22 protein-coding genes and 2 pseudogenes are annotated in these 21,259 nt (G+C 70.9%); 15 read left to right on the top strand and 9 right to left on the bottom strand.

All coding sequences use genetic code 11. The annotated features are described in order from the left end of the window. Window positions 1–331: pseudogene (locus OQ02_RS44825) on the top strand (type I polyketide synthase); the annotation flags it as partial. A 4-nt stretch (window positions 332–335) separates the two neighbouring features. After that, complete coding sequence (locus tag OQ02_RS18000) at window positions 336–1,184, top strand: alpha/beta fold hydrolase (RefSeq protein WP_033439596.1); 849 nt, start codon at window positions 336–338, stop codon at window positions 1,182–1,184. Between the two features lie 19 nt (window positions 1,185–1,203). On the opposite strand, the gene OQ02_RS17995 is transcribed toward OQ02_RS18000, so the two are convergent. After that, complete coding sequence (locus tag OQ02_RS17995) at window positions 1,204–2,208, bottom strand: 3-oxoacyl-ACP synthase III family protein (protein ID WP_033439595.1); 1,005 nt, start codon at window positions 2,206–2,208, stop codon at window positions 1,204–1,206. A gap of 148 nt (window positions 2,209–2,356) precedes the next feature. On the opposite strand from OQ02_RS17995, the gene OQ02_RS17990 reads away from it, so the two are divergent. From OQ02_RS17990 to OQ02_RS17980, 3 genes are read left to right on the top strand one after another with little or no spacing between them, the layout of a single operon-like run. Continuing rightward, complete coding sequence (locus tag OQ02_RS17990) at window positions 2,357–2,836, top strand: SRPBCC family protein (protein WP_033439594.1); 480 nt, start codon at window positions 2,357–2,359, stop codon at window positions 2,834–2,836. 37 nt (window positions 2,837–2,873) lie between these two features. After that, window positions 2,874–4,166 (top strand): NAD(P)/FAD-dependent oxidoreductase, encoded by a 1,293-nt coding sequence (locus OQ02_RS17985; protein WP_051772470.1) that lies wholly within the window; start codon window positions 2,874–2,876, stop codon window positions 4,164–4,166. Window positions 4,167–4,186: 20 nt separating this feature from the next. Beyond that, window positions 4,187–4,768: a DinB family protein gene (locus OQ02_RS17980; protein ID WP_033439641.1), complete on the top strand. Its 582-nt coding sequence runs from the start codon at window positions 4,187–4,189 to the stop codon at window positions 4,766–4,768. Window positions 4,769–5,053: 285 nt separating this feature from the next. Here OQ02_RS17980 and OQ02_RS17975 read toward each other — a convergent pair whose 3' ends face one another. Continuing rightward, a complete protein-coding gene (locus OQ02_RS17975) occupies window positions 5,054–5,425 on the bottom strand; it encodes a winged helix-turn-helix transcriptional regulator (protein ID WP_033439593.1) in 372 nt (123 codons plus the stop codon). Between the two features lie 95 nt (window positions 5,426–5,520). Between OQ02_RS17975 and OQ02_RS17970 the strand changes: the two genes are divergently transcribed. From OQ02_RS17970 to OQ02_RS17950, 5 genes are all read left to right on the top strand, one after another. Then, entirely contained in the window at window positions 5,521–6,360 is an 840-nt protein-coding gene (locus OQ02_RS17970) for an NAD(P)H-binding protein (protein WP_033439592.1), read from the top strand. Window positions 6,361–6,763: 403 nt separating this feature from the next. After that, a complete protein-coding gene (locus OQ02_RS17965; RefSeq protein WP_033439640.1) occupies window positions 6,764–8,146 on the top strand; it encodes a hypothetical protein in 1,383 nt (460 codons plus the stop codon). Between the two features lie 67 nt (window positions 8,147–8,213). Next, window positions 8,214–9,449 carry an AAA family ATPase gene (locus OQ02_RS17960; protein WP_033439591.1) on the top strand — a complete coding sequence of 412 codons (1,236 nt, stop codon included), beginning with the start codon at window positions 8,214–8,216 and terminating at the stop codon, window positions 9,447–9,449. Beyond that, window positions 9,446–10,669, top strand: a complete 1,224-nt coding sequence (locus tag OQ02_RS17955) for a vWA domain-containing protein (protein WP_033439590.1) — start codon at window positions 9,446–9,448, stop codon at window positions 10,667–10,669. The genes OQ02_RS17960 and OQ02_RS17955 overlap by 4 nt, the downstream gene beginning before the upstream one ends. A gap of 44 nt (window positions 10,670–10,713) precedes the next feature. Next, window positions 10,714–11,724: a hypothetical protein gene (locus OQ02_RS17950; protein ID WP_033439589.1), complete on the top strand. Its 1,011-nt coding sequence runs from the start codon at window positions 10,714–10,716 to the stop codon at window positions 11,722–11,724. Window positions 11,725–11,813: 89 nt separating this feature from the next. On the opposite strand, the gene OQ02_RS43850 is transcribed toward OQ02_RS17950, so the two are convergent. Next, on the bottom strand, window positions 11,814–11,957 hold the full coding sequence (locus tag OQ02_RS43850) for a hypothetical protein (protein WP_156077117.1): 144 nt from the start codon (window positions 11,955–11,957) through the stop codon (window positions 11,814–11,816). Between the two features lie 207 nt (window positions 11,958–12,164). Between OQ02_RS43850 and OQ02_RS17945 the strand changes: the two genes are divergently transcribed. Beyond that, entirely contained in the window at window positions 12,165–12,836 is a 672-nt protein-coding gene (locus OQ02_RS17945) for an AIM24 family protein (protein WP_033439588.1), read from the top strand. Between the two features lie 185 nt (window positions 12,837–13,021). Here OQ02_RS17945 and OQ02_RS17940 read toward each other — a convergent pair whose 3' ends face one another. From OQ02_RS17940 to OQ02_RS17930, 3 genes are all read right to left on the bottom strand, one after another. Beyond that, on the bottom strand, window positions 13,022–13,783 hold the full coding sequence (locus OQ02_RS17940) for a tRNA(His) guanylyltransferase Thg1 family protein (RefSeq protein ID WP_033439587.1): 762 nt from the start codon (window positions 13,781–13,783) through the stop codon (window positions 13,022–13,024). A gap of 2 nt (window positions 13,784–13,785) precedes the next feature. After that, window positions 13,786–14,244: an AAA family ATPase gene (locus tag OQ02_RS17935; RefSeq protein WP_051772468.1), complete on the bottom strand. Its 459-nt coding sequence runs from the start codon at window positions 14,242–14,244 to the stop codon at window positions 13,786–13,788. 220 nt (window positions 14,245–14,464) lie between these two features. Next, entirely contained in the window at window positions 14,465–15,457 is a 993-nt protein-coding gene (locus tag OQ02_RS17930; RefSeq protein WP_033439586.1) for a hypothetical protein, read from the bottom strand. Between the two features lie 241 nt (window positions 15,458–15,698). Here OQ02_RS17930 and OQ02_RS45835 point away from each other — a divergent pair. Further along, a pseudogene (locus OQ02_RS45835) lies at window positions 15,699–15,857 on the top strand (helix-turn-helix domain-containing protein); the annotation flags it as partial. A gap of 150 nt (window positions 15,858–16,007) precedes the next feature. After that, a complete protein-coding gene (locus tag OQ02_RS45830; protein ID WP_269321625.1) occupies window positions 16,008–16,421 on the top strand; it encodes a winged helix-turn-helix domain-containing protein in 414 nt (137 codons plus the stop codon). A gap of 104 nt (window positions 16,422–16,525) precedes the next feature. On the opposite strand, the gene OQ02_RS17920 is transcribed toward OQ02_RS45830, so the two are convergent. The 3 genes from OQ02_RS17920 to OQ02_RS17910 are packed head-to-tail and all read right to left on the bottom strand — an operon-like array spanning window position 16,526 to window position 19,025. After that, window positions 16,526–17,278 carry an ABC transporter permease gene (locus OQ02_RS17920; protein ID WP_033439584.1) on the bottom strand — a complete coding sequence of 251 codons (753 nt, stop codon included), beginning with the start codon at window positions 17,276–17,278 and terminating at the stop codon, window positions 16,526–16,528. Continuing rightward, window positions 17,275–18,021, bottom strand: a complete 747-nt coding sequence (locus tag OQ02_RS17915) for an ABC transporter ATP-binding protein (RefSeq protein ID WP_033439583.1) — start codon at window positions 18,019–18,021, stop codon at window positions 17,275–17,277. The genes OQ02_RS17920 and OQ02_RS17915 overlap by 4 nt, the downstream gene beginning before the upstream one ends. Continuing rightward, entirely contained in the window at window positions 18,018–19,025 is a 1,008-nt protein-coding gene (locus tag OQ02_RS17910) for an ABC transporter substrate-binding protein (protein WP_033439582.1), read from the bottom strand. The genes OQ02_RS17915 and OQ02_RS17910 overlap by 4 nt, the downstream gene beginning before the upstream one ends. 65 nt (window positions 19,026–19,090) lie before the next feature. Between OQ02_RS17910 and OQ02_RS17905 the strand changes: the two genes are divergently transcribed. Continuing rightward, window positions 19,091–20,662: an FAD-dependent monooxygenase gene (locus OQ02_RS17905; RefSeq protein ID WP_033439581.1), complete on the top strand. Its 1,572-nt coding sequence runs from the start codon at window positions 19,091–19,093 to the stop codon at window positions 20,660–20,662. Next, window positions 20,652–21,251 (top strand): hypothetical protein, encoded by a 600-nt coding sequence (locus OQ02_RS44820; protein WP_063747093.1) that lies wholly within the window; start codon window positions 20,652–20,654, stop codon window positions 21,249–21,251. The genes OQ02_RS17905 and OQ02_RS44820 overlap by 11 nt, the downstream gene beginning before the upstream one ends. Window positions 21,252–21,259 lie beyond the last annotated feature (8 nt).

Genomic DNA, 21,259 nt, shown 5'->3' with positions numbered 1-21,259 from the left:
CCAACTCCGCAACCACCTCACCCACACCACCGGACTCACCCTCACCCCCACCCTCGTCTTCGACCACCCCACACCCCACGCCCTCACCACCTACCTCCTGGACCGGCTCAGGCCCGAGGCGCCGACCAGCGACGTCGACGCCGTGCTCGACCAGCTGGCGACGTTGTCCGAGTCCGCGGACGAGTCGGAGCGCGCCCGGATCGCCAAACGCCTGCGCTCCCTGCGTTTGCTGCTCGACAGCGGGGCGGAAGTGGAGTCGGCCGATCGCATCCAGTCGGCGACCGCGGGTGAGATCTTCGACTTCATCGACAACGAACTGGGGGTGAACTGACCGGATGACCGGCCTTCCCGCCGCGTTCACCGCCGCACCGCCCGGCACGTTGACGACCTTGTTGCGCCGCGCACACGCGTCACGGAGGCTCGCCGAAGCCGTCCCCGTGTTGCAGGCCGCGTCCCGGTTCCTCCCGGCGTTCCACACCGCCGACGACCTGCCCGCACCACCTCGCCGGGTGCTGGTCAGCGAGGGTGACGCCACCCCGGCACTGATCTTCGTCCCGTCGTTCCTGGTCGGGTCCGGGCCGCACCAGTTCGCCCGGCTCGCGTCGGCGTTCGAGCAGCGGCCGAGGGCGTCGGCGTTGGTGCTGCCGGGTTTCGACCGGGACGCTCCGGTGCCCGTGACGTGGGAAGCCGCGCTGGAGGCGCTCGCCCTGGCCGTGCGGAAGACGGACGCGCCCTACGTCCTGGTCGGCCACTCGATCGGCGGCGTCGTCGCCCACGCGCTCGCACAGCGGCTTGAGAACAACGGCTCGGCCGCGGCAGGCGTGGTGCTGATCGACACCCTCGACCCGAACCCCGCCCTGCGCGGCGCGATGCTCGACTGGGCGCTCGGCAGCGTGCTCGACCGGGACGGCGAGGGGATGGCGGTCAACGACGCCAACCTGCTCGCGATGGGCGCCTACCTGCGAATCCTCGAAGACTGGACGCCCGTCGAAGGGCGGACGCCGACCCTCCAGATCCGCGCCGAACTACCTCACGGCCGCGACGAGGTCTGGCCCGCGTGGGACGTGGCGGACAGCGTGGTGTCCCTGCCCGCGGACCACTTCTCCGTCCTGGAGGAACAGGCGGCGATGACCGCGAAGCTCATCGCGTCCTGGCTGCCGGAGGTGGGCGCCGGTGTCCGCTAGCCACCCACCCCGGCACCGGTCAGGACTGCCGCCACCGCATCGCCGCGGCGGCGGCGAAGTCGCCCGCGTGCGCGAAACCCGCCATGACGACCAGCGCCCCGTCGGGCAGCTTCCCCTCGGCCGCCGCGGTCGCCAGGGTGATCGGCACCGCGGAGCCGTAGAGGTTGCCGAAGCGGTCGAACGTGTCGAGGTGCTGCTCGGGCCTGAGGCCGAGCGCCTGGCGCCACTTGTGCAGGAACATCCGGTTCGGCTGGTTGGTGACCAGCAGGTCGATCTCCTCGACCGCGACGCCGAGCTTGCCGCAAAGCTCACGGACCACGTCGGGGATGAGCCGGTTGCCGCGGTCGATGATCTCGGCCGACCGCTCCTCGGTGAAGGTGATCTCCACCTCGCCGACACCGGCCTCCCAGTACCGGCGGCCGTCCTGGGTGCTGGCGTCCATGTCGTCGGCGAAGGCGGGTGTGCTGCGCGTGTGGACACCGAGCACCGGCGACGGTCCGTCGGCGGTGAGGTAGGCGACGCCGCAGCCGTCACCCGCGGTGGCCGCGCTGTTCTTCTTGCTCAGCTCCGGCTGGGCGAACAGCTGCCCGGCGGTGTTCTGCACGTTGGCGATGAGCACGGTGCGCGCCTCGCCCGCGGCGATCATCGACCGGGCGATCTTGAGCATGTACGGGAAGGCCGCGCACCCGGTGTTGTGCAGGTCGATGATCGACTCCGGGTCGCAGCCGAGCAGGTGCGCGGCCTCGGCGCCGCTGCCGGTGATGAAGTTGTCCGGCAGCAGCACGTTGGTGATCAGCAGGTCGACGTTGCCGGCGGGTTCGACGCCGAGCCCGGCGAACATCGGCCGCGCGGCCTCGGCGATCATCGCGGCGGCGCGCTCACCGCGGGCGACGAGGTGCCTGGTCCTCGGCAGGCGCAGGAGCGGGTTCGCGCCGAGCGGGTCGACCGCGGGGTCGACGGGCTCGGTCTCGACCACCTCGGCCGGGAGGTACCTGCCGAACGCGGCGATGCTGACTGGCGGCACGTCGCCATCCTCTCGCGGAAACCCGGTCCTGCACGACCACACCACTATGCCGCACCTGCTCCCCCGCGCGCCAGGAACAACCGTGAAAACGCTTGTCGCGCAAGGTTTTTCGGTGACAGCGGCAGCGACAGGAAGGTACGCTCCGGACATGGTCGAAGTCACGGTCGAAGAGGCGATGAACTGCACGCCGGACGACTTCATCGAGTTCGTGCTGGACGTCCACCGCTACGCCGAAGTGGACCACAAGATCGCGGCCATCGTCTGGGCCCGTCGACAGGGCGACCTGACCGACTTCAAGTTCAAGCCCGCGCTGCCGGGCCTCCCGGGGCCCGCGCCGAAGATGGTGATGCGGGTGCACCGGGTGTCCGACACCCGCATCGAGATGTCGCTGACCCCGTTGCCGCACAACAAGTTGAACCACCGCCTGATGACCTTCACCAGCAGCTTCGACTGCACGCCGACCGAGGGTGGCACGGTGATCAGGAGCGTCACCAGCATCGGCGTCGCCCCGGTCGCGCGCTGGCTGCTCGAACCGATCCTGCGGCGGAACCTGCCCGCGGACATCGAGGCCGAGATGAAGCGCGCCAAGGCGTACATGCAGCGCCAGACCGAGCAGCGCCGGCACTGAGCGCACCGGACAACGTCGGCGGGAGCCAGGAGTCGAGATGAGTGACAACTACGACGTGGTGATCGTGGGCGCGGGGCTCGCGGGCAGCGCCGCCGCGATCCTGTTGGGCCGCGCCGGGCTGAACGTGGCGCTGCTGGAGGCGCACCGGAGCCCGGACACCTACAAGCGGATGTGCACGAGCTCGATCCGGTCCAGCGCGCTGCCCACGTTGCGCCGGTTGGGGCTGGACAAGGAGATCGAGGCGGCGGGCGGGGTTCGCGCGCACGACGGCTTCCTCACCCCGTACGGGTGGTTGCACGTGCCGGAGTCCGCCGGGTGCCCGCCGCACGGGTACAACATCCGCCGCCAGACGCTGGACCCGATCGTGCGGACCGCCGCGGCGGGCACACCGGGCGTCGACCTCGTCCTCGGCGGGAAGGTGCGTGCGCTGACCCGGGACACGTCCGGGCGGGTGAACGGGGTGGTCGCGGGCACCGGCTCCGCCGAGCGGACGTACACGGCCCGACTCGTCGTCGGCGCGGACGGTTACGCGTCCAAAGTGGCCGAGCTGGCGAAGCTGCCCGGCCACAAGACACCGAGCTCCCGATTCTCGCTGTTCGCCCACTACCGCAACGTGGACGTGCCGTCCGAGCGGACGCTGAGCATCTGGCTGGCCATGCCGGACGTGATCTCCGTCGGCCAGATGGACAACGGCCACGTCGTGCTCGCCGCCATGCTGGACAAGCGGAAGCTGCTCAAGTCCCAAGCGGACAAGGAAGCCGCGTTGCTCGGGGCGTACGCGAACCTGCCGGACGGGCCCGACCTCTCGCGCGCCGAACGCACGTCGGACGTCCAGGGCTACCGCGACTACCCGAGCATCACCCGCCGGCGCATCACCGCGCGCGGCGTCGCCCTGATCGGTGACGCCGCCCTGGTCGCGGACCCGTTGGAGGGCGCGGGGTGCGGTTGGGCGTTCCAGGGCGCCGAATGGCTCAGCGACGCCGTCGCCCCAGCCCTGCTGGAGGGTGACGTGAAGAAGATCGACGCCGCCGCCCGGCGCTACCAGTGGAAGCACCGGTACCACCTGATCCCGCACCAGGCGCAGATCATCGACCTGAGCAAGCGGTCGGCGCTGTCCCTGCTGATGCGCCTGGTCCTCTCGGCATCCGTCCGCGACACCCGCGTCGCCGCCCGCTTCACGTCGGTGATCACCCGCAACCGGTCCATGCTGAACGCCTTGAACCCGTTCTTCGTCGCCCGGACCCTCCGCTCGACCCGCCCCAACCGCGTCGTCTGGCACCACCTCGACCCGGAACCCCAACCCGAGCCGGACCAGCAGTTGGCCCGTTGAACGTGCGAGACTCGTGCACCGTGATCGACGACTTCGCGAAGGAGTACCTGCACAGCGATCTGCGCGAGATCCGCGAGACGGTGCTATGGAAGCTCGACGGGCTCGGCGAGTACGAGGTGCGCCGCCCCCTGACCGCGACGGGGACCAACCTCCTCGGCCTGGTCAAGCACCTGTCGCTGTCGGAGTCCAGGTACTTCGGCGAGGTCTTCGACCGGCCGTTCCCCGAACCCCTCCCCCGATGGGACGACACCGCCGCACGTGGCACCGACATGTGGGCGAGCGAGCACGAGACGCGGGAGGAGATCGTCGCCCGTTACCGGCGCGTATGGGCACACTCCGACGCGACGATCACCGCGCTCGCCGTCGACGCTCCGGGCCACGTGCCCTGGTGGCCGCGCCCCGACGTCATGCTGTTCAACGTCCTGGTCCACGTGCTCACCGAGACCAGCCGGCACGCCGGACACGCCGACATCCTGCGCGAACAGCTCGACGGCGCGACAGGAACGGCAGTCGGGTACGCGACCACGCGCGACGCCGCCATCCGGGAAGCCCGGCGCGCGGAGATCGAGCGAGCCGCGAGAGCCGCCGTCGAACGGCGGTGAACGCCGCTGCCGTTCAGGGCGTGGCGCGGAACGCTCGGCGGTACGCGGTCGGTGTGACGCCGAGGTGCGTGCCGAAGACGGCGCAGGTTCGCTGCCGACCATGACGGCGCCGCGGCCGGCGTTGGTGAGCACGTCGACGTCGTCCACGTACAGCCAGTTGGCGTTGTGACCACGTTGCGGCACCGGGGATTGCCGCCGTGACCACACCTCCCGCCGCGCAGGCACCGCGCCCGTAGGCTGCGCCCGGCCGCGCCGGACGTGCCTTCGTCGCCGGCCGCTGCCGCCCTATTCCACGCCGCGCGGCGACAGCCGTCGTGTGATCCGGTCGAACAACTCGGTCAGCGGCTCGCCGACGTCCCGGCCGAACTCGGTCAGCCCGTAGGTGACCTGGGGCGGTGTCGTCGGTTCGACCTTCCGCCAGACCAACCCGTCCTGGACCAGCGCGCGCAGCGACTGGGCGAGCATCTTCTCGCTGATGCCCTGGATGCTCTCGCGCAGCTCGTAGAACCGGAGGTCGTTGCTCAGCAACGAGATCAGCACCCAGATGCCCCACTTGCTGGTCACGTGGTCGACCGCGTTGCGCGCGGGGCAGTCGGTGTGAAACACCTCATACCGCGCCTTGGTGTCGCCCTGCGTGAGCTGCGCGCCTCCTGTCACGTCATGAGCTTACCCCGAGGTACGTCCTTACCAGGAGTAAGCCCGGCTCCTAGCGTCGTGGGAACACCGAACATCCAGGCGCAACAGGAGCTTTCATGATCGTGGTAACCGGGGCGACCGGGAACGTGGGCCGACCCCTGACCGAGTCGCTGGCCGTGCGCGGGCAGCAGGTGACTGCGGTGTCACGGCACGCCGCAACGGTGCCGGAAGGCGTCCGTCACGTGGTGGCCGACCTGGCCGAGCCCGCCGGCCTCGAACCCGCGCTGGACGGGGCGAAGGCCCTGTTCCTCCTCCTGTCCGGCGACCTGCACGCCGCCGGGGCCAACCCCGCCGACGTCATCGGCCTAGCCGCGGCCCGAGGAGTCCGCCGGGTCGTCCTGCTCTCCTCGCTGGGAGTCGCGACCAGGCCCTTCGGCACGACGCGGATCGCGATGCGGGCCTTGGAGGACGTGCTGCGCGAGTCGGGTCTGGAGTGGGCCATCCTGCGGCCGGGCGGGTTCGCCTCCAACGCCCTGTGGTGGGCCGAATCCGTCCGCACGCGGCAGGTGGTCGCCGCTCCCTTCGGCGACACCGGTGTGCCGATCATCGACCCGGCGGACATCGCCGAGGTCGCGGCGGCGTGCCTGCTGGACGACGTGCACACCGGCGCCGTGTACGAGCTGACCGGACCGGAGGTGATCACGCCGCGCCGTCAGGCGGAGGCCATCGCCGACGCGCTGGGCTCACCGGTGCGGTTCCACGAGCTCACCCGCGAGGAGGCCAAGGCCGGGATGACCAGGAGCATGCCGGGGGAACTCGCCGACGACACCCTGGACATCCTCAGCTCCCCGAGGCCGGCCGAGTTGCGCGTCAGCCCGGACGTGGAGCGGGTCCTCGGCCGCGCTCCGCGCTCCTTCGCGGACTGGACCGCCCGCAACATCGCCGCGTTCCGCTGAGACCGGTCCGCGCCGCCGGAACTGCCTGATGTGCTCGGCGATCGGCTGCGCGGAACTCCCGTCTCGCAGCCGCCCTGCCGACGCGGGCGGGCCGTGAACACCGATACGGCCCGCCCGCGGTCATCGCACGCCCCACCCGGTCTGTTCGCCTCTTCCACGAAGTCCACTCCCCGGCAGGTCGGCGGGTAGTGCCGACGCCTCCGACTCGGGAGTCCTCCACAGACCCCAGCGCGGTTCGGCGCGCGCCCAGTGCTCCCGGGCCAACGGCCTGTGCCAGGCGGCGGCGTTGTCCTCCCGGTGGGTGCGGTTCGCCCGGCGACGGTGACGGCGGTTTTGCTACGCTCATCCCGATGCCTACTTATCCGAGCAGATCGGGGGTTCCATTCGCACAAGGTGAGTGCTGATGCACCCCTTGACCGCGAATGAGGACTTCCGCCTCCTTTTCTGGGCGCGCGTGCGCGAGTTCGCCGTGCCGCCGTCGATGATCGAGTCAGCGACAGACCGCCGCACCGCGGGCGACTGGGCCGGGGCCTGCGCCGCGGCGCACGTCGACGTGGATCTCGACCTCCGAGCTGCGGGTCGCGCCAACGGCCCGAGGTTCGCGGCCCAGGTCCGCGCCGATCTGCGACACCTGGCTCCTGACCTGCTCCGCTGGCACTTCCCGAGGGTCGGTCCGGACGGCCTGCTGCGGCCGGGTCTCACCGTCTCCCTGGCCCGCTACCCCGCTGATGCCGACAGCGGCGACGCGACGCACCTCGTCGCGCGCACGCCGCCGGCTTGGGCGGCGGGCGGTCAGCGGATCAGCCTCGCGCTGTGGGAGCCGTCCGTCCCCAGGGCCGGCGCGGGCCTGCACCCCCATCCCCGACCCGACCGCCGGTTCCGCCTCGATCTCCACCGCCACCTGTGGGACGTGCGCAGGGTCGGTGAGCTGCGGGAGCGGTCCGGGTCCGGACAACCGCCCACGGTCGGTGATCCGGCGGTGGAGGACATCCGTGCCGAAGTGGCGCAGCTGAGCGGCTTCGCCGTGGACCGGTGGGCGGCGGAGGCGGCGCTGCTGCTGCGCGCGGACGGGTGTGGGGACGGCGCGGTCACCGTGCGGCTCGGCACCCGGCGGCGGGTGGTGCTGGACCTGGGCACACCGGACGCTCCCGGTCCGACGATCACGGCCGCTCCGCCGAGGGGCAGGAATCGGGTGTTGCCGGTCCTGCCTGAAGCCGCGACCCGGTCGCTCCCCGACCTGGAGCTGCTCCGCGCCGGGTTGATCGACGCTGACGGGCTGCACCCGCTGGTCGCGTCGGCGCTCGTGCCGGATCACCGACCGGTCGGTCGATCACGAAGTCCGGACAGCCCGGGGAACGCGCGCCTGGTCGAGTGCCGTGGCGACGCGCACCGGATCGGCGTGGTGGACGGGGTGCTCGTCCCACTGGACCACACCCCCGACGAGATCCGCCGCGAGGAGCTGCTGGTCGCGTTGGGCGGCACCGCGCTGCCGTGCCTGGAGATGATCGACCGGGCACACCGGCGTCCGGAGTCCTTCGTGGACGTTCGCGCCCGCCTGGACCACGGCGACTCCGCCGGTGCCCTCGCTGTCGTCGAAGGCCTGCTCGGACCGGACGTGGTGCTCCGCAACGGGCTGTTGCGCGACGAACTGGAGACGGCGATCCGTCGCCGGGTGGCGCAGGGGCTGTTCCGGGCCGGACTCGCCGGATTCGCTCCGGGACCGACCGCCTGGGACACCCGCCGCCGTGACGTCCGGACCCACCCGCGCCACGCGATCCGTCCCTGATCCCCGTACCTCGCTCCGCACCTGGCCGACGCACGGCCGCCCCTACTCGACCCACAGGTGATCGAACATGCCCACTGCCCTGCCCGCCCCTGCCGAAACGGCCTGCGTTCGACCGATGGACGCCGCCGCCGATCTGCTTGCCCTGCTCAACCTCACCACCACCGAGCCGCGTCCCGACACCCAGTTGGAAGCCTTGACGCTGGCCGTGTCCGCCGACTTGCCGGTGCTGTTGTGGGGCGAGCCGGGGATCGGCAAGACCGCGGCCCTGAACCAGCTCGCCGACGCGCTCGAACTGCCGCTGACCACGGTGATCGCCAGCGTGCACGAGCCCTCCGACTTCTCCGGCCTGCCGGTGGTCGGTGACGACCCCGCCGTGCAGGGCATTCCGATGGCCCCACCGGACTGGGCCGTGCGCCTGGTCCGGGCCGGCCAAGGGCTGCTGTTCCTCGACGAGCTGTCCACCGCGCCGCCGGCCGTCCAGGCCGCGCTGCTGCGCGTCGTGTTGGAACGCCGGATCGGCGCCCTCCGCCTGCCGCCCGGTGTCCGGATCGTGGCCGCCGCCAACCCGCGCGCTTCCGCCGCCGACGGCTGGGAGCTGAGCCCGCCGCTGGCCAACCGGTTCGTCCACCTCCAGTGGACTTATGACCACGACGTCGTGGTGCGCGGGCTGGGCGGGACGTGGCCGAGAGCGGCCCTGCCGCGGTTGGACTCGGGGCGGCTGCCCGACGCGGTGGCGTTCGCCCGCCGGGCGGTGTGCGGATTCCTGACCACCCGTTCCGCTCTCGTGCACCAACTGCCGAAGAACGAAGCGCGTCGTGGCGGCCCTTGGCCCTCACCGCGCAGTTGGGAGATGACGCTGCGCCTGGTCGCTTTCGCCACCGCGGCGGGCGGTTCCCGGGAAGTGCTGTCGATGCTGGTGCGGGGCACGGTGGGAGACGGGCCGGGCCTGGAACTGCTGGCCAGTCTGGACCGGATGGATCTGCCGGATCCGGAGACCCTGCTCGCTGATCCGGGGTCGGCCGTCCTGCCGGAGCGTGGCGACCTGCGCCAGGCCGTGCTCGACGGGGTGGTGGAGGCGGTGCGCAAGCGGCCGGAGCAGTCCCGCTGGAACGCCGCGTGGTCACTGCTGGTCCTGGCTCTGGAAACCGGTGCCCCGGACCTCGTGGTCGTGCCGGCGGCCACGCTCGCCGCGCTGCGCCGCGACGACTGGCAGGTTCCGGCGGCGATCGAGCGGCTGGCGGGTGCGGTCTCGCTGTCGCAGCGGGCGGACCGGGCGGCGGTCGGCACCGGGGCCCGCCGATGACGTCGGGGAGCTTGGACGAGGAGAAGCTCTTCGCCGCCCGGTTGCACGCGGTCCGGTGCCGGCCCTACCTGGCGACGGCGTTGTTCGCACTGCACACCGTGGCATCGCGGCGAGTGCCGACGATGGCCGTGGACCGGCACTGGCGCTGCTACGTCTCGCCGTCGTTCGTGGATCACACCCCGTTCGAGGAACTGGCCGGCGCCTGGGTGCACGAGGTGTCCCACCTGTTGCGCGACCACCACGGGCGCAGCGACCGGTTCGCGGCGAAGCACGAGCTGACCGGGCCGGGTGAGCGGTTGCGGATGAACATCGCGGCGGACTGCGAGATCAACGACGACGTGTTCGGCGAGGGGTTGACCGCGCCCGAGGACATCGTCCGACCAGCCCTGCTCACGTTGCCCGACGGGCAGTTGATGGAGGACTACCTGCGCCAGTTCCGGCTCGGGCCGCACACCGACGGAGTCACCTGGCTGGACTGCGGCAGCGGCGCGGACGGGCTGGAGCGGGACTGGGACCTGGGGCCGGACGGCGCGCACGGGCTCAGCGCGCAGGAACGGGATGCCGTCCGGTTCCGGGTGGCCCGAGGTCTCACCGCCCACCCCGGCAACGCACCGCAGGGCTGGAAGCGGTGGGCGGAGGAAGTGTTCCACCCGCCCCAGCCGTGGCGTGAACTCCTGGGAGCGGCGATCCGTTCGGCGGTGTCCGGCCCCGGCGTGGGTGAGGACTACACCTACGGTCGGCCCTCGCGCAGGTCGGCCGGTCTGCCCGGTGTCGTCCTGCCGAGCCTGCGGCGCCGCCCGCCCCGTGTCTGCGTGATCGTGGACACCTCCGGGTCGGTGAGCGACACCGAGTTGGGCAGCGCGATCCTGGAGATCGCCACGATCGTGCGCGCGGTCGGCGGTCGACGGGATCTCGTTTCGGTGCTGTCGTGCGACGCCGCCGCCCACGTGACGCAGCCGCTGTGCCGCGCCGAGGGGATCCCGCTGGTGGGCGGTGGGGGCACGGACCTGCGCGCCGGTTTCGCCAAGGCCCTGCGCCGCAGCCCCGGGCCCGACGTCATCGTCGTCCTGACGGACGGGCAGACACCCTGGCCCGACGCACGTCCGCCCTGCCGGACCGTCGTGGGCCTGTTCCCCCGCCACGGTCGGTACGACGAGGACGATCCCGACTACGTGCCGGACGCGCCACCTGACTGGGCACGGGTGGTCGCCCTCGGCTGATCTCCCGACGACGGGGTCGGTGGACGGTGTCGTAGGGTTCGGCCGTGCATTTCGTGTACCGGTCGCACTACGAGGGTCCGTTGGGCAAGTGGGTGCGCCGGTTGCCGGACGAGACGGCGTTGGCCTGGTTCCGGCGCGGATGGGCTTGTGGGGAACCAAGTCGCTGGGTCGAGGACGAGTTGGGTGTGGACGTCTACGGCCTGGACTCGATCTTCCACCGGGCGCGGGAGCTGAACCTGCCCCGGCCGGAGAACGACGCGCAGCTGCGCGAACTGCTGCACGAGCACCTGTACGTCGAAGGCGGCAGCGACTACGTCCGGCTCGACGGGCGTGGCCTTCGGGTGCGAACCGACGACGACGAAGTGGGACTGGCCTACTTCTTCCTCCACGACGACGTCGTCCAAGCCGCACCCGACCGCTTGGCGTACCTGGTGCACGACACCTGGCCGCTGCCGGACCTGGCCGGTCCGCCGCTGCCGTTCACCCCGGACGTGCCGACGACACCCACCGGTCTGTCCGGGGAGGGCCAAGCCACCACCTACGCGGTGTTCCTCACCTTCTACGACGGCGAAAGCCTGGCCTGTTCCACACCGCAGGCCTTCCCCGGCGTCGAACTGCCCGCGCTCGCCCGGCACCTGCGCACCACCAGGTGCGACCGCGACGACTGGCCACCCGAGCTCCAGGTCCTGCGAGCGCTCATCGCGCCCGAAGAGGACACCCTCGGCCCCGCCCTCGACCGCTGCAACCGGTGGCCGGGCTTCAACCTCAACGCCGACCCCTGGCCCGGTCTGCCCACCGAGCACGACGCCGAGCACGACGCCGCCCACCGCCGGGCGCTGGAGGTCGTCGACGCGGGCGAGCACACCGACAACCGCCGCCCCCAGGACTCCCTGCTCCAGGTCGGGGACCACCTCGCCCAACTCGCCATGCACTGCGGCGAGTCGTTCGGGTTCCAGCAGTGGTACCTGTTCGACACCACCTGGGCGGCGGCCCACCCCGACCTGGCCCGGTCGCTGCTGCGCTACGCCAACCACTGGGACCCGCTCGGCGACTGACCGCGATCTGGTGCAGCGGTAGGGCAACGGCGCCGGGACCGACGTCGTGCGCCGGATGTCGGGTGTGCGCGGTGATCACTCCGCGGTGATCACTCAGCGGTGAGGACCGGAGCGGGAGCGGCGGTCTGACCGGTGGCGCCCGCTTCGCGCCGGCGTGCGTCGTGCCGGGCGACCTGGGCCAGCTCCCGCAGGCTCCGGGCGATCGAGCTCAACGTGACGATGAACCAGATCACGAAGGCGAGCCCGCTGAGCGGGACGACCAGCCACGGGTGCGTTGGCCAGGAAGGACGCGACGGCCACCAACCCCGGAAATACCAACGAACACCGCCGTCGCCGTCGTGTCGGCTATCGGCAGCGATACAACCCGCACCTCTGCGCTTTCCCCACATCGGCGAGACCCCGGCGGTGCGCCATCAGGTGATCACCTGCACTATCGGTGCATGCGCAGCTCACTCTTCAACCACGCCGAGCGGGCCGTCGAGCCCGGTAGCTTCCAACTGCAGAACGACCGCATGCTCAAGGTCGACCTCACCGGCAGCGGCGGGTTCTTCTTCGCCAAGCAGGGGTCGATGGTGGCCTACCAGGGCGATGTCGACTTCGCCTACGAGGGCAGCGGTGGCCTCGGCAAGCTGTTCAAGAAGGCCCTCACCGGCGAGGGCATGTCGCTGATGAAGGTGTCGGGCAGCGGGGACGTGTTCCTCGCCCAGGACGCCGACGAGGTGTTCGTGCTGTACTTGGAGAACGAGGGCGTGACCGTCAACGGCAAGAACGTGCTCGCGTTCGAGAGCACGCTCACGTGGGACATCAACCGCGTCGAGGGTGCGTCGATGCTCAGCGGCGGCCTGTTCAACACGACGTTCACGGGCACCGGGGCGCTCGCCGTCACCGCCTTCGGGACGCCGGTCGTGCTGAACGTGGACGTGCCGACGTTCGTCGACATGCAGGCCGCCGTCCTGTGGTCCACCTCGCTCCAGTCCTCGATCCGCCGGACCGCGAAGCTCGGCGCCGCCATCGGGCGAGGGTCGGGTGAGGCGTACCAGCTCGCGCTGTCGGGTCAGGGCATCGTGGTCGTCCAGGCATCGGAAGGCCACCCCGCACCACCCAAGCAGTAACCACCAGCGACGGAAGTGCTGCCGATGCGCCCAACCCTGTACGCGGTCGACTCCGACGGCCTCGGACGGCTGAGCACATGTCCAAGCTCACCCCCGAGCGAGCTCGACGAGCTGGATCTCGCGGACGAGCCCCGGGCAGCTCGGGACGCGGGCTTGCGGTTCACGGCCGTGGCCGGCCGGACTGCTCAAGCCGTCGAGCCTGCGGTGATCAGCCGGTTGACGAGGGCGCGGTAGTCGTCCTTCATCGGCAGGTCGCGTTCGATGTGGACGCGGCGTCGCGTGGTGGAGACGGCGACGTCGCGGACGGGGTCGTGGCCGGGTCGGTTGTGGTTCTCCCACCAGAGACCGATGCCGCGGCGCTGCCAGCCGGGCAGCTCGTTGAAGTTGATGCCGTGCTCGAACAGCAGCTCGTTCTTGTCCGCCGTGGACGTCCCGCTCAGCCGCCTCGTCGCCTCCTGGCGGGACGCACCGGCCTTGCGGAGGGTCCAGTAGCACCAGCCGTTCAACGCGCACCGGGTGGCGTCGGCCTGCCGCCAGGAGACGTAGTCGAGCACGTCACCCGCGCCGGCGCCGATCCAGATCCGGCTGTCGAAGTGCGCGGGCTCACCGGCGGCGTGCGTGAACGCGGAGGACGCGATGCCCGCCGAGATCGACACGACCTTCTCCACGCTCCGCCCGAACAGGTCATGGCGGGGGTCGAGCACGACGGAGATCTCGTCGCTCTCGGTGTAGGCGTAGCGGGCGTCGAACTCGGTCAGCAGGGCCTGCGCGGTCTCCACCATGAACCCCGAGAACCGCGCGTCGAACGGCTTGTCGAAGCGCTCCTCGGTGAACCGGGAGAACCCGCGCCCGTCCACCCGCACCACCATCCACACACCGGCCGGCACCGTCAGCGTGTGGAACCACTCCCTGGCACGTTGCCCGGCCTCGAACTCGGTCGCGCGCATCGTCACTCCTCCAGGCGTTGGACGTCGAACCCGCCCCGGCCGTCGAACCGCACGGTGGCCAACTCGTCGAACCCGTCGGCGAGCCGCGGACGTCGAAGGCGCTTCACTGTGGCATACAGCCCCACGTCGGGCACCCTCGTTTTGTCGTCCCTGGCGGCGTTGCGCGCCACCGATCCGGGGAGGTCCGGCGGGAACCAGTACCCGACGATCCGCGCTCCGCGCTCCCGACCGGCCGCGATGAGCGGACCCCATTCCTCGGCCGAGGGGTTGGTGTTGTCGACCGCCACGTCGTGCCCGGCGTCCAGCGCCTCACCCACCAGCCGCAACTGCCGCGCCTGCCGCCGCCGCGCGTTCGGGAAGGCGTCCTTGCTGACCTGCACGTGCGTCACGGCCAGGACGTCGCGGTAGAAGCTCGTCTTTCCCGACGCCTGTAGCCCGATGAGGATCGCAATTTCCGCCACCGGTCGACCCTATGCCGACGCCCTGCTGCTGCGCCCCGCCCGATCCCGCTCGGGGTTCGCCCCGTGGACCCTTCTCCGTCCTCCGGTGGACGAGGACTTCACCGGCTTCTTCGAGAAGGACGTGAAGCCGGTGATGACAGCGACCGGCGCCCCACCGCTCGCGTACTTCGCCACCGAGACGGCAGCCCCCACCTACCCCGCCCTGCCCGTGCGGACGGCCCTACCGCTCGCTCCCTGCTGCGCTGACACCACCGAAGGCTCTTGCCATCGCGTGGAAGGATCGCTTCGGGGCGAGGCTGCCGTCGGGCATCACCTTGCACACCCCGTAGGAAGCCAGGTCGAGGTCCAAGCGCGGGTCCGGGTGGTGCGGGAACTCGTAGCCGGCGAAGGTGAACCAGAAGGCCGTGTCCACGCCTTCCTCGTCGAAGACCGCCAGCATCTCGCGCAGGTAGCGGGCCTGTTCCTCCTCGTCACGGACGTAGTCGCCGTCGAGGCGCGGCGGGTCGGCTTCGTAGTCGACGATGTCCCAGCCGAGGCCGCCGCGTTTTGCCGCGCCCCGGTACGTGCAGGAACCGAACTCGGTCGCCGCGAGCGGCTTGCCGTGCCGGCGGTAGTCCCGCACGCCCTGGCGGAAGGCCTCTCCCGCGTCGCCGTAGGCGTCGACGCTCACGATGTCGAAGGGCGTCCAGTCGATCTGCTCCCACGTCCCGGACGCGTAGGTGAGTTCGCCGCGGAACCGTTCACGCACCGTCGCCGCGATGTCGGCCAGCGCGGCATCGAGCCGGGCGGGGAGCTCGGCGAGCCGGGCCACCGCCTCGGGCGCGCCGTCCACCAGGGTCTTGATCCTGGTGAGGCTGTCGTCTCCGGGGAGGAAACCCGTGCAGAAGAGGCTCAGCTCGCAACCGGCGACGAAGACGTCCGCTCCCACGTCCCGAGCGCGGTCAGCGCAGTCTGCGAAGTAGGGCGACAAGTCCGTTGTGGACAGTTCACAGGGGAACGGGGAGAACCAGACCTCCAGACCGGCGGCGACGGCGTGCTCGGCGGCGACCGCCAGCCGCTCGGGGTCGCCACCGGTGATCCGCACGGCGTCGCAGTGCAGATCGTCGGCGATGACGCGGATCTCCCGACGCACCGCCTCGACGTCGAAGACGGGCCGCGAGCTCCGCCCTGCCGGGGTGAAGCCGGTGTCGTACGTGATGCCTCTGGCACGCATGTCATCGCTCCTCGTCAGGCCACCGATCCGTCCGGTCGCCGAGGCCGAACGTTAGGCAGAGCACGAAATTCCGGTCAACGGGAGCACTTCCGAACTCGCGCCGTTCTCGCAGTTCACCGCCGTGATCGGTGATTGCAATGACCATGCCGGCTAATGCACGCCGAGCACCCGACCGTTGCAACGGTTGACGACTGGCTCGCATACTGGCGTCGACACCGCCAAAGCGGAGGGAGCCGCCCGGATGCCAGGACGCAGGCTGACCGCAGCCGACCGGCGGCGGATCGCGGCGGGCCTCGCGCAGGGCTCGGACTACGCCGGGATTGCCCGGCTGCTGGGCCGTCCCACCTCGACGGTGAGCCGCGAGGTCGCGCGCAACGGCGGACCGGGCCGCTACCGCGCGGACCTGGCCCACTTCGCCACCGCCCACCGCGCCCGGCGCAATCCCCGTCCACCGGCAGCCGCGTGGCGGGCGGGCGAGCACAGCGGCCCCGACGTCGGTGCGGCAGCCGCGTTCACCACCGACCTCACCGCGGCCCTCGTCGACACCGGCATGCCGCGCACCGCCGCCGGGGTGATGGCCTGCCTATTCACCTCCGAGACCGGCCGCACCGCCGCCGAACTGGCGCGGCACCTGCAAGTCAGCGCGGCGACCATCTCCCACGCGGTCGGCCTGCTGCAACAGCACGGGCTGATCCGCCGTGGGCGCGACGGCCAGAGCCGGCGCCACCGGTACTCCCTCGACGAGAACGCCGGTGTCCGCTCCGCGGTGGTCGGCGTCCGCGCCAACCAGCGGCTCGCCACCACCGCCCTGCGCGGCGCCGACGTCTTCGGCACCGACACCGCGGTCGGAACCCGGCTCGCCGCCGCGGGCCGGTTCCTCGAGGGGTTCGGCGACGAAGTCCTCCGTGCCGCCGAGAAGCACTGGCGCAAGCACACGCAGAACACCCGATCAACCACGCGATGAACGGCCGCGCGGACATGGCCTCCCAGCGGTTTGAGCGACTGGGTGTGTGCCGTACGTCGAGTTCGAAACCTCAGCAGGGCTCGCCGAATGGGCTGGACCTCGGGTTAGGTCATACCCCTGTGCTCCTCGGCCCAAGGCAGTGCCCTCCGCTCGATGTAGGCGAGCCCGTAGAAGAGCATGATGCTCATGACCGCCAGCAGGGACATCGCCGCGAAGGCCAGCGAGGTGTCGGCGCTCGCGCCCGACTGCGAGATGACGTAGCCGAGGCCGGCGCGGGCGCCGATGAACTCCGCGATCACCGCTCCGATGACCGCCAGGGAGATCGCCACCTTCAGCCCGACGAAGACCTGCGGCAGGGCGTACAGGAAGCGCAGCTTGAAGAACTCCTGACGGCGCGTGGCGTCCAGCGAGCGGAGGAGTTCGACCAGTTCGTGCGGCGTGGACTTCATGCCGGACGCGGTCGAGATGACCACGGGGAAGACGCACACCAGCACGATCAGCAGCACCTTCGACTCGATGCCGAACCCGAACCACACCACGAAGACCGGTGCGATGGCCACCTTGGGCACGGCGTTCAGCGCGACCAGCAACGGGTAGAACATCCGCTCCAACACCTTCGAGCCGACGATCATCAATGCGAGCGGCACACCGACCACAATGGACAGGAGAAAGCCCAGAACGGTCTCCCACAGCGTCACCAGGCTCTGTTCCAGCAGGTAGCCCGGCAGCTCCACGAACGACGACACCACGTCGACCGGCGACGGCACCAGGAACGACTCGATCCCGAAGACGATCGTGGCCAGCCACCAGAGGCCGATGATCGCGAGCAACCCCACCACCGGCAGCACGACGGTCACCCCGTCACCTCGCTCAGCAGTACACGCAGATCACGGCTCACCTGGTCCAGGTCGGCACGCCCGAGCGCCCGCGGCCGGGGCGCGGTGACGTCGACGACCCGGTGGACCCGGCCGGGCCGCGGGCTGAGCACCACGATCCGGTCGGCGAGCACGACGGCCTCCTCGATCGAGTGCGTCACGAACACGACCGTCCGCGGCAGCTCCATCTGAACCCGTTGCAGCTCCTCGGAAAGCTCCGTGCGGGTCATGGCGTCCAACGCCGAGAACGGCTCGTCCATGAGCATCACCTCCGGGCTCTGGATCAACGACCGGCACAGCGACACCCGCTGCTGCATCCCCCCGGACAGCTCGTGCGGCAGCCGTTCCTCGAACCCGCCGAGCCCGACGAGGTCGAGCAGCAGGCGAGCCCGGTCCCGACCCTCCCGCCGGTCCAGGCCGAAGATCTCGACCGGCAGCAGCACGTTGGACAGCACCGACCGCCACGGCAGCAACGCCGGGCGCTGGAACATGAACGACACGTCACGGCGCGGCTTGGTCACCGGCTCCCCCGCCACGGTGATCCGCCCCTCCGTCGGAGCGAGCAGGCCCGCGATGAGTCGCAACAACGTCGACTTGCCGCAGCCGGACCGCCCGATCACGGCGACGAACTCGTGCGCCCCCACCTCCAGGTCGACACCGGCCAGCGAATGGACCGCACCGGCGCCGCCGTCGAAGACCTTGGTGACCTGACGCAGGCTGATCACGGCTTCGGCACCAACCCGAAGGAGACGATGTCACCGGGCGTCACCGCTCCACCGGGGATCGCGCCGGCGTCCACGAGGGTGCTGATGATCTTCTCGACCCGCGCCTCGGTGAGGTCGCCCAGCGGGCCGCTGAACCCGGACGGCCTGACGTAGGGCCCCATCAGCGTGACCTCGGCGCCGGCCACCCCGGCGTCCTGGGTCGGCTGGTGCTCCTTGAGGATCCGGCCGAGCTCGTCTGGGTGCTCGATCGAGTACGCGAGGCCCTTGAGCAGCGCGTCCGTGAACCGCCGCACCCGCTCGGGATCGCGGGTGGCCAGGTCCTTCGACGTGACGAGCGCGTTGCCGTACAGGTCGGGCACCAGGTCGCCGTACGGCAGAACGACCACCTTCCTGCCCTTCACCGCCGCCTCGATCAGCGGTTTGCCGACGACGAACTGCCCGATCCCGTCCACCTGACCGGCCGCCAGCAGCTGGGGCAGCGCCGGCGGTGGCGACGGCACGAACTCGACCTTCGCGGGGTCGATGCCGGCGGCTTCGGCGTACACCGGGAACATCACCTGATTGGTCGAACCGGGTTGGTCGCCGATCTTCTTCCCGACCAGGTCGGCCGGCTTCGAGATGCCGTTGCCCTCCAACGAGACGATCGCGGCGAGGGACCGTTGGTGGATCGCCGCGACCGCCGTCACCGGCAACCCCTCCTTCGCCACGGTGATCGCCGTGGCGGTGAAGTCGGCGGTGCCGAAGTCCGCACGACCACTGGAGACCAGCTTGAGCACGTCGACGCTGCCGGTGCCCGGAGTGATCGTGACGTCGAGACCCGCTTCGGCGAAATATCCCTTCTCCAAGGCTACGTAGGCGTAGGCGTCGCGGCCGAAGGTGCTGAACGACGTCAGGTAGGCGACCTTGTCCGGACTCGCCGAACCGCCGTCCGAACCGCCGTCCGATCCGGCACAGCCGGTGGCGGCCAACGCGATCACGAGCGAGACTGCTGAAAGAGACTTCATGACGCCTCCCCTGACACCACCCATGTCATCCCCGAATACCCGAACATAGAGCCTGGGAGGGGTCGATGGACACGACCGGCCTGCCGGTGGCGGTCATCGGTGGCGGCCCGATCGGGCTGATCACGGCACTCGGTCTGGTGTCTTATGGCGTGCCCGTAGTCGTTTTCGAGGCCGGCGCCGACCTGTCCGCCGACACCAAAGCCGGGACGATCCTCACCCGAACGCTTGAAGTGCTGGACCGGTACGACGCGCTGGGCCCCGTGCTCGGGGCGAGCCTGCGCATCGACGAGATCGGCGAGGTGGACCGCGCCACCGGCGTGTCCACGGGGAGCGTCCTGACCTCGGCGCTGGCCGGTGAGACGCGGTTCCCGTTCGTCGTCAACATCCCCCAGCACGAACTGGAACCGGTGCTCGCCGACGTGCTGGAACGCCGTGCGCCGGGGTCGTTGCGGATGCGGCACCGGCTGGACCACTTCGAGCAGCACGCGGACGCCGTGACGCTGCACCTGTCGACGCCGGACGGCCCTGCCACCGCGACGGCCAGTCACGTCCTCGCGTGTGACGGCGGCCGATCGACCGTGCGCGAACGGCTCGGCATCCGGGTCGGCGGGCACACGCTGGAGCAGCGCTACGCGCTGGTCGACCTCGTGTGCGACCTCGACATCGGCAATCCGCGCGACTACCCGTACCTGGCCTACTTCGGCGACCGCGAGGAGTGGATGGTCCTCGTGCGGCAGCCGCACTGCTGGCGGTTCGTCTTCCCGCTCGCGCCGGGCCGACCGGAGCCGACGTCCGACGACCTGCGGGACAAGGCGCGCCACTTCATCGGAGACGTGGACGAGATCAAGGTGCTCGGCAGCAACGTCTACACCGTCCACCACCGCGTGGCGACGTCGTGGCAACGGGGCCGCGTGTTCCTGATGGGCGACGCCGCGCACCTGATCACCCCGATGTGGGCGCTGGGCCTGAACACCGGGGTCCTCGACGCGTCCAACCTCCCGTGGCGGATCGCGTGGGTGCGCCGCGGGTGGGCGGGCGAGGCCCTGCTCCGCGGCTACGAGACCGAGCAGGCACCCGTGGCCGTCCGCGGTTCGGGCGAGATGGCGGAGGCGGCCCGCGCGGTCATGGACCGACGCCTCGACTCGACCGCGGGAATGGGCGTGGGCGGCTGGGGCGACGCGATGACCCGCACGCTGCTCGGCGTCCGGCTGAACGTCGACGGCGAGTGGTCGATGGTGCGCGACACGGCCGCCCCCACCCCGGTCCGGGTGGGCGAGCGGGTCCCGGACCTGCGGGTGTTCGGCAGGCGCGGACCGGTGCACCTCCACGAGCTGTGCCGGGACTCGTTCGTCGCCCTGCACCTCACCGACGCGCGCCGCCGGCCGCCTGTTCCCGCGCACAACCCCGCCGGCCTGCGGCAGGTGGTGGTGAGCCGCTGGGACGCCCCGCACGACTCGGGTCTGCGGGACCGCGCGTACTTCGACCCCGGCGAGACGGTGCGCACCCGTTTCGGGCTCGGCGATGTCGTGGTCCTGCTGCGTCCTGACGCGCACATCACCTACGTCGAGCCGTGGAGCGCCGAATCCTGGCTGCACATCGAGGACCGGTATCGGCAGGAGGTGTGGTGTGAGGGGTGATGTCGTGGTCTCGCCCTCCGGCGCTGAGATCGTGCTGGTCGACGTCGGGCAGGTCGTGCTGTACGACGACCCGCTGGTCCGGGTGTGGGACGTCGCGCTCGAACCGGGCGAGACTCATCCGTGGCACCTGCACCACAACCCGTACGTGGTGCTGAGCATCGCCGGTTCGGACGGCCGGATGGACTGGCTCGACGGCAGCGAACCCCGGTTCATCTCCGAGTACCGGGGAGGCGCGGTGTACCGGCCGGTGTCGCCCGTGCACCGGCTGACAAACATCGGGAAGTCCTTCTACCGCAACCGTCTTGTCGAGCTCAAGGACCTCGGTGAGCACCGCGCCGAGCCGATGGACATCGGGCCGGGCGCTCGCAGCGCCGAGGGCGAGCCGCTGCCCGACGGGCGGGTGCCGGTGCTGCTGCACGACCATGTCGGCGTGTGGACCCTCTCCGGGGACGGTCTTGAGGTGGACCTGGTGGGGCCGCACGTCCTCGCCGCGCTCGACTCGGGCGAAGTACGGCTCCACACGGGCGGGCCGAGCGTGCTCACCGGTGACTGGTTCGCCGTCGAACTCCGTTACCTGGAAGGGCATTGAGCACGTTC

The sequence above is a fragment of the Saccharothrix sp. NRRL B-16314 genome (assembly GCF_000716595.1).
Classification (GTDB): Bacteria; Actinomycetota; Actinomycetes; order Mycobacteriales; family Pseudonocardiaceae; genus Actinosynnema.
Note: the sequence above shows the minus strand (reverse complement) of the source record. Positions and strands in the feature narration are given on the sequence as shown.

Excerpts from the sequence above, each read along its gene's own strand:
- OQ02_RS17990 (WP_033439594.1), top strand. The coding sequence starts at position 2,357 with ATGGTCGAAGTCACGGTCGAAGAGGCGATGAACTGCACGCCGGACGAC.
- OQ02_RS45830 (WP_269321625.1), top strand. The coding sequence starts at position 16,008 with ATGCCGCGCACCGCCGCCGGGGTGATGGCCTGCCTATTCACCTCCGAG.
- OQ02_RS18000 (WP_033439596.1), top strand. The coding sequence starts at position 336 with ATGACCGGCCTTCCCGCCGCGTTCACCGCCGCACCGCCCGGCACGTTG.
- OQ02_RS17930 (WP_033439586.1), bottom strand. The coding sequence starts at position 15,457 with ATGCGTGCCAGAGGCATCACGTACGACACCGGCTTCACCCCGGCAGGG.
- OQ02_RS17940 (WP_033439587.1), bottom strand. The coding sequence starts at position 13,783 with ATGCGCGCGACCGAGTTCGAGGCCGGGCAACGTGCCAGGGAGTGGTTC.
- OQ02_RS17910 (WP_033439582.1), bottom strand. The coding sequence starts at position 19,025 with ATGAAGTCTCTTTCAGCAGTCTCGCTCGTGATCGCGTTGGCCGCCACC.
- OQ02_RS17970 (WP_033439592.1), top strand. The coding sequence starts at position 5,521 with ATGATCGTGGTAACCGGGGCGACCGGGAACGTGGGCCGACCCCTGACC.
- OQ02_RS17945 (WP_033439588.1), top strand. The coding sequence starts at position 12,165 with ATGCGCAGCTCACTCTTCAACCACGCCGAGCGGGCCGTCGAGCCCGGT.
- OQ02_RS17955 (WP_033439590.1), top strand. The coding sequence starts at position 9,446 with ATGACGTCGGGGAGCTTGGACGAGGAGAAGCTCTTCGCCGCCCGGTTG.
- OQ02_RS17905 (WP_033439581.1), top strand. The coding sequence starts at position 19,091 with ATGGACACGACCGGCCTGCCGGTGGCGGTCATCGGTGGCGGCCCGATC.
- OQ02_RS17965 (WP_033439640.1), top strand. The coding sequence starts at position 6,764 with ATGCACCCCTTGACCGCGAATGAGGACTTCCGCCTCCTTTTCTGGGCG.
- OQ02_RS17985 (WP_051772470.1), top strand. The coding sequence starts at position 2,874 with ATGAGTGACAACTACGACGTGGTGATCGTGGGCGCGGGGCTCGCGGGC.
- OQ02_RS17960 (WP_033439591.1), top strand. The coding sequence starts at position 8,214 with ATGCCCACTGCCCTGCCCGCCCCTGCCGAAACGGCCTGCGTTCGACCG.